The 11,682-nt window shown below is 72.8% G+C and carries 10 protein-coding genes; 5 read left to right on the top strand and 5 right to left on the bottom strand.

Going from position 1 to position 11,682, the window contains the following annotated elements; all coding sequences use genetic code 11:
• Positions 1 to 27: 27 nt before the first annotated feature.
• Entirely contained in the window at positions 28 to 918 is an 891-nt protein-coding gene (locus AB0G63_RS03975; RefSeq protein ID WP_360743822.1) for a MurR/RpiR family transcriptional regulator, read from the bottom strand.
• Between the two features lie 184 nt (positions 919 to 1,102).
• On the opposite strand from AB0G63_RS03975, the gene AB0G63_RS03970 reads away from it, so the two are divergent.
• On the top strand, positions 1,103 to 1,531 hold the full coding sequence (locus AB0G63_RS03970) for a hypothetical protein (protein ID WP_360743819.1): 429 nt from the start codon (positions 1,103 to 1,105) through the stop codon (positions 1,529 to 1,531).
• Between the two features lie 418 nt (positions 1,532 to 1,949).
• Here AB0G63_RS03970 and AB0G63_RS03965 read toward each other — a convergent pair whose 3' ends face one another.
• Positions 1,950 to 3,338 carry a cystathionine beta-synthase gene (locus AB0G63_RS03965; protein ID WP_360743816.1) on the bottom strand — a complete coding sequence of 463 codons (1,389 nt, stop codon included), beginning with the start codon at positions 3,336 to 3,338 and terminating at the stop codon, positions 1,950 to 1,952.
• Between the two features lie 161 nt (positions 3,339 to 3,499).
• Between AB0G63_RS03965 and AB0G63_RS03960 the strand changes: the two genes are divergently transcribed.
• The 3 genes from AB0G63_RS03960 (at position 3,500) to AB0G63_RS03950 (ending at position 8,097) form a co-directional block, all read left to right on the top strand.
• Complete coding sequence (locus AB0G63_RS03960) at positions 3,500 to 4,525, top strand: SGNH/GDSL hydrolase family protein (protein ID WP_360743813.1); 1,026 nt, start codon at positions 3,500 to 3,502, stop codon at positions 4,523 to 4,525.
• Between the two features lie 1,292 nt (positions 4,526 to 5,817).
• Positions 5,818 to 7,038: an acetyl-CoA C-acetyltransferase gene (locus AB0G63_RS03955; protein WP_360743810.1), complete on the top strand. Its 1,221-nt coding sequence runs from the start codon at positions 5,818 to 5,820 to the stop codon at positions 7,036 to 7,038.
• A 294-nt stretch (positions 7,039 to 7,332) separates the two neighbouring features.
• Entirely contained in the window at positions 7,333 to 8,097 is a 765-nt protein-coding gene (locus tag AB0G63_RS03950; protein ID WP_360743807.1) for a hypothetical protein, read from the top strand.
• A gap of 77 nt (positions 8,098 to 8,174) precedes the next feature.
• Here AB0G63_RS03950 and AB0G63_RS03945 read toward each other — a convergent pair whose 3' ends face one another.
• Positions 8,175 to 8,486 (bottom strand): hypothetical protein, encoded by a 312-nt coding sequence (locus tag AB0G63_RS03945; protein WP_360743804.1) that lies wholly within the window; start codon positions 8,484 to 8,486, stop codon positions 8,175 to 8,177.
• A 104-nt stretch (positions 8,487 to 8,590) separates the two neighbouring features.
• On the opposite strand from AB0G63_RS03945, the gene AB0G63_RS03940 reads away from it, so the two are divergent.
• Positions 8,591 to 8,821 (top strand): DUF4287 domain-containing protein, encoded by a 231-nt coding sequence (locus AB0G63_RS03940; protein ID WP_351891514.1) that lies wholly within the window; start codon positions 8,591 to 8,593, stop codon positions 8,819 to 8,821.
• A 210-nt stretch (positions 8,822 to 9,031) separates the two neighbouring features.
• On the opposite strand, the gene AB0G63_RS03935 is transcribed toward AB0G63_RS03940, so the two are convergent.
• Both AB0G63_RS03935 and AB0G63_RS03930 read right to left on the bottom strand, forming a co-directional pair.
• The gene (locus tag AB0G63_RS03935) at positions 9,032 to 9,943 is read right to left on the bottom strand and encodes a Bax inhibitor-1/YccA family protein (protein WP_360743801.1); all 912 of its coding nucleotides are present in this window, start codon (positions 9,941 to 9,943) and stop codon (positions 9,032 to 9,034) included.
• A gap of 203 nt (positions 9,944 to 10,146) precedes the next feature.
• Complete coding sequence (locus AB0G63_RS03930; protein ID WP_360743799.1) at positions 10,147 to 11,322, bottom strand: 4-hydroxybenzoate 3-monooxygenase; 1,176 nt, start codon at positions 11,320 to 11,322, stop codon at positions 10,147 to 10,149.
• Positions 11,323 to 11,682: the final 360 nt, after the last annotated feature.

The following is an 11,682-nucleotide window of genomic DNA, read 5'->3' as shown; positions in this document are numbered from 1 at the left end:
AGGAACGCCGCGTCCGGCCGCGCCCGTCTACTCCACGAACAGACCCCGGTTCGCGGCGCGCGCGTCGAACTCCTCCAGGCGGGCCTGCGCCTCGGGCAGGTCGTCGCACATCGCCTCCAGCAGGACCCGGCCCAGCAGCATCGGCGCGCAGGCGGTGTCGAAGGCGAGGCCGGTGCCGACGGGGGCCGGCAGCAGCAGGTCGGACACCTTGGCGACCGGCGCGAAGGCCGAGTCGGCGACGGTGACGACGGTCAGCCCGGCCTCCCTGGCGAACGCCAGCGTGTCCACCACCTCGCGCGGATGCCGGGGCAGGGCGAAGCACAGCAGCGCACGGGCCCCGGCGCGGACGGCCGCCTCGATGCGGTCCTGGATCATCGTGCCGCCCTCGTTGAGCAGCCGGACGTCCGGATGGACCTTGGCGGCGAAGTAGGCGAAGCCGTGGGCCTGGGAGGCTGCGGCCCGCAGGCCAAGCACGGGCAGGGGCCGCGAGGCGGCCAGGATCCGCCCGGCCCGCTGCACGGGCCGCGGGTCGGCAAGCACCTCGGCGAGATGCCGGAGGTTCTCGATCTCGGCCTCCACGGCCTGCTGGTACGCGTTGTACGGCCCCGCCTCGGCGGCCGGCTCGGCGGGCGCGACCTCGCGCAGGTGCCGGCGCAGTGCCGGGTAGCCGTCGAAGCCGAGGGCGACGGCGAAACGGGTCACGGACGGCTGGCTGACCCCGGCCAGCTCGGCCAGCTCCACGCTGGACAGGAACGGGACGTCGGCGGCCCGCCGGACCATGCTGTGCGCGATGCGCCGCTGCGTCGGCGTCAGCCGGTGCCCTTCGAACAGCGCCTGCAGCCGTCCGGCCGGGCTGTCGGCCGCTCCGGCGGTCCGTGCGGCCGGGCTGTCGGCCACCCCCGTGGTCCGTGCGCTCATGCCCCGCTCCCTCCAGAGATCGACCGGCCCACCCTATTCAGATAGTAAGAACCCTGCATGACCCTATGCAGAGCGACCGGTGGACCCCCACCCCGACAGGGGGGCTATCCCCAGTGCGGCGGGCGTGCCGCCTGCCTACCGTGGATCCCGTCGACGGGAAGGTCGGCGGGAAGAGGAGACGGGGATGGACGCGCGCGACACCGAACTCAAGAAGGAACTCGACGCCACCCTGCAGGCCCGCAGGGAACTGGGCGAGGAGTACGAGTCCGCGCTGGTCGACTCGTTCCTGGAGAAGGTCGACCAGCGTATCGACGGCGCCGTCGAACGCCGGGTGCGCCGGCAGCTGGCCGAGCAGCAGATGGTGGTGGCGCGGGGCGCCCGGACGCCGAAGCCCACCGACTCCTGGGGGGAGCGGTTCGGCTTCGGCATCGTCACGCTGGTGCTGGCGATCCCGCTGTCCGCCATCGGCGGCGGCGTCGCCCGTCTGCCCGGCCTGTTCGTCGCCTGGGCCGGCATCGTCGGCGTCAACGCCTTCCAGGCGGCGCGCGCCAACCCCCACCTCTTCGGCCGCCGCCGCAGGGACGCCAAGGAGGGCGGCGACTGGGAGGAGTGAGCGCCCGCGCCCGCCGGGCAGGAACGCCGAGCGGGACGCGCGTAGCAGAGGTGTGCGCGGGGACCGCCGCACCCCCGTTGCCGGGGGGCGGGACGACGGCGGTCCCCGCGAGGGACGCGGGCCGGGTCAGGCCGGGCTGCGCGTCCGTGGCGTCCATGGAGGTCCGGGAGCCGCTCCGGAGGTCCTTGGACGTTCGGCGCCGGCCGGGGCGGGGAGCCTCCCCCAGTGCTCAACGCCTGGGAGGTGCCCCCATCGCCCTGCCGACACCCACTAATGTGCCGGACGCGTGTTAAGCGGGTGCTGCGCGGACGTGACGCGCTCGTACCACTTTCACGAAGTCCACGAAGGTGGTTGACCACCGCAAGTTCGGCGCCCGCACCCGCCGTACACCGGACGTTCGCCGCGGCTTCCCGTTCTGCTACTTCCCGTTCTTCGCGAGGAAGGCCAGCAGGTCCTGCCGGCTGACCACACCGGTCGGCTTGCCCTCGACGAGGACGATCGCCGCGTCCGCCTCGCCGAGCACGGCCATCAGGTCGGCGACCGGCTCGCCGGAGCCGACCTGCGGCAGCGGCGCGGACATGTGCTTCTCCAGCGGGTCGTCGAGGGAGGCCCGCTTGGTGAACAGGGCGTCGAGCAGTTCCCGTTCGACGACGGAGCCGACGACCTCGGCGGCCATGACGTCCGGGTGACCGGCGCCCGGCTTCACGATCGGCATCTGCGAGACGCCGTACTCGCGCAGCACCTCGATGGCCTGGCCGACGGTCTCGTCCGGGTGCATGTGGACGAGGGAGGGGATGGCGCCGTGCTCCTTGTCGCTGAGCACGTCGCCGACGCGGGCGCTCGGGCCCTCGTCCTCCAGGAAGCCGTAGTCGGCCATCCACTCGTCGTTGAAGATCTTGCTGAGGTAGCCGCGGCCGCTGTCCGGCAGCAGCACCACGACCACGTCGTCCGGTCCGAGCCGCTCGGCGACCCGCAGCGCCGCCACGACCGCCATGCCGCAGGAGCCGCCGACGAGCAGGCCCTCCTCCCTGGCCAGGCGCCGGGTCATCTGGAAGGAGTCCTTGTCCGACACGGCGATGATCTCGTCGGCGACGGTCCGGTCGTACGCGGACGGCCAGAAGTCCTCACCGACGCCCTCGACGAGGTACGGCCGTCCCGAGCCGCCGGAGTACACCGAGCCCTCGGGGTCGGCGCCGATGACCTTCACCCGGCCGTCGCTGGCGTCCTTGAGGTAGCGCCCGGTGCCGGAGATGGTGCCGCCGGTGCCGACGCCCGCCACGAAGTGGGTGATCTTCCCCTCCGTCTGCTCCCACAGCTCGGGGCCGGTGGAGTGGTAGTGGGAGAGGGCGTTGTTGGGGTTGGAGTACTGGTCGGGCTTCCAGGCTCCGGGGGTCTCCCGCACCAGCCGGTCGGAGACGTTGTAGTAGGAGTCGGGGTGCTCAGGAGCCACCGCGGTGGGGCACACGACGACCTCGGCGCCGTAGGCCCGCAGGACGTTGATCTTGTCGGTGCTCACCTTGTCGGGGCACACGAAGATGCACTTGTACCCCTTCTGCTGCGCCACGATCGCCAGCCCGACACCGGTGTTCCCGCTGGTCGGCTCGACGATCGTGCCGCCCGGCTTGAGCTCGCCGCTCTGCTCGGCCGCCTCGATCATGCGCAGGGCGATGCGGTCCTTCACGGAGCCGCCCGGGTTGAAGTACTCGACCTTGGCCAGGACGGTCGCCTTGATGCCCTTGGTCACGCTGTTGAGCCTCAGCAGCGGGGTGTTGCCGACGAGGCTGATCATCGAGTCGTGGAAATGCACCGTTGTCTCCGGATGCTGCAAAAGATGTGGTCGTGGTGGTTCCGCCAGCCTATGGCCTGGCAGGGGACCACGGCGGTCGTTCACTCCCGGTCGGGATTGGCCCACGGTCCGTACGGGGCAAGGAGTGGGTGTACGGCTTCTCGAGGAGGTGGCGGCGAGGCATGACGAGCATGTCGAGGGCGAGGGTGGCCCGGCGGATCGCGGCCGGCGCCGCGTACGGCGGTGGCGGGATCGGACTGGCCGGCGCGGCGGCCGTAGGGCTGCTGCTGGCCGAGATGCAGTTGGCCAGGCGGCACGTGGGCAACGGTACGAGCGGCCGCGTCCCGGTGGCGGACGGCCTGTACGGCACCGCGTACACCGTCCCCGACGAACCTCCCCTGCGGCTGACCATGCTCGGCGACTCCACGGCCGCGGGGCAGGGCGTCCACCGCGCCGGGCAGACACCGGGCGCGCTGCTGGCGTCGGGCCTGTCGGCGGTGGCGGAACGCCCGGTGCGGCTGCACAACGTGGCCCTGCCCGGCGCCTGCTCCGACGACCTCGACCGCCAGGTGTCGCTGGTGCTGTCCGACCCCGCCCGGGTGCCGGACGTCTGCGTGATCATGATCGGCGCGAACGACGTGACCCACCGCATGCCGCCGACCCGCTCGGTCCGCCATCTCGCCTGTGCGGTACGGCGGCTGCGCACGGCCGGCGCGGAGGTGGTGGTCGGCACCTGTCCCGACCTCGGCACCATCGAGCCGGTGCAGCAGCCGCTGCGCTGGCTGGCCCGCCGGACCTCCCGCCAGCTGGCCGCCGCCCAGACCATCGGGGTCGTCGAACAGGGCGGCCGCACGGTGTCGCTGGGCGACCTGCTGGGCCCCGAGTTCGAGGCCAACCCGCGCGAGCTGTTCGGCCCCGACAACTACCACCCCTCGGCGGAGGGCTACGCGACCGCCGCGATGGCCGTCCTGCCGACGGTGTGCGCGGCGCTGGGCCTGTGGCCGGCCGAGGAGGAACGCCCGGACGCGTTCCGCCACGAGGGCTTCCTGCCGGTGGCGCGGGCCGCCGCGGAGGCCGCCTCGGACGCCGGTACGGAGGTCACGGCGGCCCTCCCCAGCGGCCCCCGCGGCCGCCCCTGGGCACTCCTCAAGCGCCGCAAGCGCCGCCGCCTGACCGAACCGGAACCCACCGCCCCGACCGGAGTCTGACCCCACCGCCCGCGCATGCCCGCCCGCGCATGCCCGCCCGCGCATGCCCGCCCGCGCATGCCCGCCGGGCGGGCGGCCGGTCGCCGCCCCACGGCGACCACCGGCGCCCGGCCGCGCCCGCCGCACCGACAGCCGGGCACCCGCACCCGAGAGCGTGCGCCCCCACCCGACGCACCCGGGGCGTGCGCCCCGGCCCGCACACACCACGGGCACCGGCCCCACCCGGTCCCACCGCGCAGCCACACCCGAGCGGCCCGCCCGGCCCACCGCCAGCCAGCCACACCCGCCAACCCACCCGACACCCGAAGACGCCGCCGGCCCACCCGGACACGCCCAGGGCATGCGCCGCACGCCCACGCACACCACGGAGCCCACACCCGAGAGCGTGCCCCCCGACCCGACGCACCCAGGGCGTGCGCCGCAGCCAGACGCACCCGGAGCGTGCGCCGCAGCCCGCACACACCACGGGCACCGGCCCCACCCGGTCCCACCGCGCAGCCACACCCGAGCGGCCCGCCCGGCCCACCGCCAGCCAGCCACACCCGCCAACCCACCCGACACCCGAAGACGCCGCCGGCCCACCCGGACACGCCCAGGGCATGCGCCGCACGCCCACGCACACCACGGGCACCAGCCCACACCCCACCCCACCGCCCAGCCACACCCCACCTGCCCGAGCGGCCACACACCGGGCCACACCGGCAGCCAGCCTCACCCGCCAGCCCGCCCGGCGCCCGAAGACGGCGCCGGCCCACCCGGACGCGCCTGGGGCGTGCGCTGCGCGCCCGCGCACGCAACCGGTAGCGGCCCGCACCCGATCCGCCCGTCCGCCCGGGCGGCCCTGCGCCGGGCCCCCAGCGGCGGGCACACCCGCCGGTCCGCCCGGCGCGCAAGGGGGCGTGAGCCCGCGCGACGGGCGCCGGGGGAGCGGGCGCGAGCCGCGGCTGGACCGGGCCGGGGCGCGGGCGTGAGCCCGCGTGGCCGGCCCGGGGAGGCGGGCGAGGGCCGGGCCCGCGTGGCCGGTGGCCGGATCGGGCGAGCGGGCGCCGGTGCGCCGCAGGGCGGTGGTGCGCTGGCGGGCGGCGCTGTGCGGGCGCGAGTCGGGCCGACGGGCCCGGGGGCGGCGCCGTGCCGGCGCAGGCCGGGGCCGGTGCGTTCGGGGGGTGAGCAGGCGGACACAAAGCAAGCGCTTAGAAAATTGCGGTCAGGGTCACACCGCCGACGGCGTGACCGGGACCATACGTACGGGTAACTTCCCAGACAGCCCTGCCGCACCTTCTTCTGGAGCCGTGATGCCCGAAGCCGTGATCGTCTCGACCGCCCGCTCCCCCATCGGCCGCGCCTTCAAGGGCTCCCTGAAGGACCTGCGCCCCGACGACCTGACCGCCACCATCATCCAGGCCGCCCTCGCCAAGGTCCCCGAGCTGGACCCCAGGGACATCGACGACCTGATGCTCGGCTGCGGTCTGCCCGGCGGTGAGCAGGGCAACAACCTCGGCCGGATCGTCGCCGTGCAGATGGGCATGGACCACCTGCCGGGCTGCACGATCACCCGTTACTGTTCCTCGTCGCTGCAGACCAGCCGCATGGCCCTGCACGCCATCAAGGCCGGCGAGGGCGACGTCTTCATCTCGGCCGGCGTCGAGACGGTGTCCCGTTTCACCAAGGGAAACTCCGACAGCCTGCCGGACACCCACAACCCGTTCTTCGCCGAGGCCGAGGCCCGCACCGCCGCCGTGGCCGAGCAGGAGGGCACCACCTGGCACGACCCGCGCGAGGACGGCCTGGTCCCGGACGCCTACATCGCGATGGGCCAGACGGCGGAGAACCTCGCCCGCCTCAAGGGCGTCACCCGCCAGGACATGGACGAGTTCGGCGTCCGCTCGCAGAACCTCGCCGAAGAGGCCATCAAGAACGGCTTCTGGGAGCGCGAGATCACCCCGGTCACCCTCCCCGACGGCACGGTCGTCTCCAAGGACGACGGCCCGCGCGCCGGCGTCACCATGGAGGGCGTCGCCGGACTGAAGCCGGTTTTCCGCCCCGACGGCCTGGTCACCGCCGGCAACTGCTGCCCGCTGAACGACGGCGCCGCCGCGGTGATCGTCATGAGCGACACCAAGGCGCGCGAGCTCGGTCTGACCCCGCTCGCCCGCATCGTCTCGACCGGCGTCTCCGGCCTCTCCCCGGAGATCATGGGCCTCGGCCCGGTGGAGGCCTCGCAGCAGGCCCTGCGGCGGGCCGGCCTGACCATCGACGACATCGACCTGGTCGAGATCAACGAGGCGTTCGCCGCCCAGGTGATCCCCTCCTACCGCGACCTGGGCATCCCGCTGGAGAAGCTGAACGTCAACGGCGGCGCCATCGCCGTCGGCCACCCCTTCGGCATGACCGGCGCCCGCATCACCGGCACGCTCATCAACTCCCTCCAGTTCCACGACAAGCAGTTCGGTCTGGAGACGATGTGCGTCGGCGGCGGCCAGGGCATGGCGATGGTCATCGAGCGCCTCAGCTGAGCCCCCGGTGAGTCCCGTTGGGTCCCGCTGCGTGACCGCCGCGGGACCCAACGTGAGCTTCCGGCCCGGAGTTCGGGAAGCACCTGAACTCCGGGCCGTTTTGTGATCCAATCTCCCCCAGGATGTGACCTATCTCCCTTACGGAGACAACGACCCAGGTCAGCGCCACCGCACCAGCGAACCCCAGGCCCACTTCCCTGCCCGTTTCGTGACGTTACGCACTGACAGGCGGTTCGTCCGCCCTTCAAGCTGTTGTAGGAAGTCGGGGGTCGACTTTGAACCGGGAGTACGTCAGTGAGCGCCATGCCGATCGCTTTGCTGCTCACCACGGCCGCCACAGGCGCCGTGGGCGTCGCCGTCCTGCGCACCCTCGTGGTGCTGCGCCGTGAGGTCGCGGCCCTGCACACCGACCTCGTGGAGCACCGCGCCGCACGCGGTCTGGTGCCCGCCGCGCGTCCGTCCGCCGAGGCCGACGAGATACGCGCCGCCGTGGCCGAGGCGCTCGCCGAGGAACGCGAGCGGGAACTGGCCGAGGCGCGCGCCTTCTGGGCCGCCCAGGAGGCCCGTGACGCCTCCGAGGCCCCCTCGCTGCTGGGCCTGCCCGACAGCGAACTGTTCCTGCCCCGCCAGGCGGACTTCGTGGGCCTCGAGCCGGTCAGCGAGCAGGCCGCCGACACCGACGAGTCTCCGGAACTGGCCGCGGCCCGCCGCCGGCACCCCTCCCACCCCGACTTCGTCCCGGTGCAGTCACCGGCCGGGAACGACCATGAGCGCACCGTGGCCACCCTCGAGGAACTGGCCGCCTCCCGCGTCGAACTGGCCGACGTCCGCCCGGGCCCGCTCGGCACCCTCGACGTCTACGTCTTCGCCGACGGCACCACCCTGTGCATGACCCCGGGCCACCGCGAGACCGCGGAGCGTCTGGCCGCGGCCCTGCGCTCCGGCCAGACGCCGGTGCTGCTGGGCGGTTCCGGTGTCTCCGGCGCCTACACGCTGACGTTCGCCTGCGGCGAGGAGAACGTCTACATCCTGGCCGACCGGGTCATCGCGTCCCTCTAGGACGCCTCGCCAGGACGCCCCAGCGGGCACGCCCCGGCAGGACGGCAGCACAACCCCGGCAGGATCTCGCCGGGCCGTCAGACCCCCGCCCGCTCCTGCGCCCGCGCCACGCACCGCACCGCCTCCGCCACCTGGTCCTCGTCCGTGAGCACGAGGGCCAGGTCGTGTCCGGCGACGGTGATCTGGTCGGCGGCGGCGAACATCCCGGCGTCCGGCATCTCGCGCGGCTCCGCCCCGGGAGCCTCCAGCAGCTGCGCCCGCCGGGCCAGGTCCCTGGCCAGCCGCAGGGCCTCGGCGGCGGCGCCCCGCTGCAGCCGGCTCTGCGGCGCGGCCCTCAACCGGTCGGCGAAATGATCAACGGCTCGGGTCAAGGGCGTCGTATCAACCACGGGCCGAGCGTACGCGGACCCGCACGAGTGTTGCCAACAGGCCGACGCTCAGGCACGGTGACGTGAAGGACCGGCTTACATCCCTTTTGCGTCCGGAGGCGCCGATGTCCCAAGTCTTCTCCGAGGAGACCCATCGCAATCTGCTCGCCCGCATCCCGCACTGCACCGGTCGTGCCATCTCCGACTGGCTGCGCACCGTCGAAGAAGGACCCGCTCTCTTCCGCTTCGAGGAGAAGGTGAGCTGGCTCCGCCACGAGCACAATCTCGCGTACGGCCACGCCAAGGCGATCGTCCACGAGTACGACCTGAGGAGGGCCGCGCGCAAATTCCTCTAGGCGCGCACTGTCCGCACGACACCGTCCGCACGACGCACCGTCCGCCTGACACACCGTCCGCCTGACGCACCGTCCGCACGACGCTGTCCGCACGACACTGCCTGCACCACGACGAAGGGCCCCGGCGGTGCGCCGGAGCCCTTCTCGTCGGCCGCCCGGCCGGTCGTCGCCGGCCGGTCGTCGCCGACCGGCCGTCGCCGTCGGTCGCCGCTAGTCGTTGCTGTTGAGGATCGCGATCAGGCGCAGGAACTCCATGTAGATCCACACCAGCGTCAGCGTCAGGCCGAAGGCCGCGAGCCACGCCTCCTGGCGCGGGGCGCCGTAGGCGATGCCGTCCTCGACCTGCTTGAAGTCCAGGGCGAGGAAGCAGGCGCCGAGGATGACGCCGACGATGCCGAAGAACACGCCGAGCGCGCCGCTGCGGAAGCCGAGGCCGTCACCGCCGCCGAAGACCGCGAACAGCAGGTTCACCGTCATCAGCAGCACGAAGCCGAGCGCGGCCGCCATCACGAAGCCGTAGAAGCGGCGGTTGACGCGGATCCAGCCCGCCTTGTAGGCGACCAGTACGGCGGCGAACACCGCCATCGTGCCGATCACCGCCTGCATCGCCGCACCGCTCGCGATGCGGTTGTCCACGATGCTGGACAGGACGCCGAGGAACACACCCTCGAACGCGGCGTACGACAGGATCAGCGCGGGCGAGGCCGTGCGCTTGAAGGACTGCACGAACGCCAGAACCATGCCGATGAGCGCGGCGCCGATCCCGAGCCCGTAGGAACGGGAGACGTTGGCGTCGTCCACCGGCAGCAGCGCCCAGGACAGCGCGGCCGTCAGGATCAGCACACCGAGCGTGGACGCCGTGCGCATGACGACGTCGTCCATCGTCATCCGGCCCGCGGTGGTGGCCGGGGCCTGCGGCGGGGCGCCGTACTGCAGGTCCTGCTGGGCGTTGGGGTTCTGCGCGTACGGGTTCTGCGCGTAGGGGTTGCCGGACGGCTGAGCGTACGGGTTGCCCTGCGTGCCGACAGCGGGTCCCCCGGCCTGCGGCGCCGCGTTGAATCCCGCGTAGCCGTTGTCGCGGCTGAACCCCCGTCGCGAGAAGACCGGGTTTCTGCTCCTCATTTCACTCCTCCATGGCCACGGTGCGTGCGCCTTGGCTCAAGAGTAATAGGTAGGCAAAGGATTGACCCTAATGCTTGGGGAGGATCTTTCCCTCGTCGTGCTGCGCAACACGCTACGCGGATCCCTGATTCCCACGACCGGAGGGTGTCATTCATGACCAACCTGCGACACGGCCGGAACCGCGCGGAGATCCGGCCCTCACGTCACCCGAACGCGAAGCCCGTGTACGCCTCCGCCAGATCGGTCTCGGCCGCGCGGGAGGAGGCGAGCCGCTCCAGACGGGCGAGCTGGAGCCGGTCCTCGAAGGGGGTGGCGTCGGGCGCGCGGTGCAGCAGGACGGTCATGTCGTAGGAGAACCGTTCGGCCTGCCAGACGCGGCGCAGGCAGGTCTCGGAGTACGCGTCGAGGAGTTCCGCGGACCCCGTCTCGCGCTGGTGCGTCAGCGCCCGCGCGAAGGTGACCACGTCGCCGACGGCCAGGTTGAGCCCCTTGGCGCCGGTGGGCGGGACGATGTGCGCGGCGTCGCCGGCCAGGAACAGGCGGCCGTGGCGCATGGGCTCGTGCACGAAGGAGCGCATGGGGGTCACCGACTTCTGGGTGATCGGGCCGCGCCGGAGGGTCCAGTCGTCGTCCGTCTCGAAGCGCCGCTCGAGCTCGTCCCAGATCTCCTCGTCGCTCCACGCCTCGGCGTCCGTGCCCTCGGGCACCTGGAGGTAGAGGCGGGAGACGGACGGCGAGCGCATGGACAGCAGGGCGAAGCCGCGGTCGTGGCGGGCGTAGACGAGTTCGTCGTGGGAGGGCGGCACGTCGGCCAGGATGCCGAGCCAGCCGAAGGGGTACGCCCGCTCGAAGACCCGGCCCACACCGGCCGGGACCGCCTTGCGCGCCACGCCCCAGAAGCCGTCGCAGCCGACGACGTAGTCGCACTCCAGGACGTCCTCGCGCCCCTCGTGCCGGAACCGGACGCGGGGGCGGTCGCTCTCCGCGCCCTCCACGGCGAGGGCCTCGGCCTCGAACAGCAGTGGGCCGCCCTCCTCGAGCTGCAGGGCGATGAGGTCCTTGCAGACCTCGGTCTGGGCGTAGACCGTCACGGACTTCCCGCCGGTCAGGGCGGGGAAGTCGACGCGGTGGCGTCGGCGCGCGTACCGCAGCTCGATGCCGTCGTGCCGCAGCCCCTCGCGGTCCATGCGTTCCCCGGCGCCCGCCGCGCGCAGCACGTCCACCGTGCCCTGCTCCAGGATCCCGGCGCGCTGGCGCTGCTCGACGTAGGCGCGGTCGCGGCTCTCCAGGACGACCGCGTCGATGCCGGCGTCGTGCAGCAGCCGGGCGAGGAGGAGGCCGGCCGGACCGGCGCCGATGATGCCGACGGTGGTGCGCATCGGGCGTTCCCTTCGAGGAGCTTGTTAGCTTGTTCGTCTGGTGAAATTTCCTTCACTTCTTCGGAACGTGAGTCTGCGCCCGCGCCCAGCGAGTGTCAACGGTTGCGCGGCGAAGTCCACGGCGCATCGCGACCGGCCTGGAGGACACGCCCCGGCTGCCGCGGGACGCCGTCGTCGGCGAGGACCCGGCGAAACAGAACGAGTCCCACCCCGTTCGGCACGGGATGGGACTCGTTCGCCGGAGCGCCGGGCAGGCCTTGCACCTGCATCTCCCCACAGGAAGTGGGGCGTCTTTCCTTGGACCACCAACGCAGAACCGGATCACCGCTGTTGCGGCGACCAGCTCAAGATCAATAGTAC

The organism is Streptomyces sp. NPDC020996 (assembly GCF_040641355.1).
GTDB lineage: Bacteria > Actinomycetota > Actinomycetes > Streptomycetales > Streptomycetaceae > Streptomyces.
The sequence above is the reverse complement of the archived record's forward strand: the minus strand, read 5'-3'. Positions and strand labels throughout refer to the sequence as shown.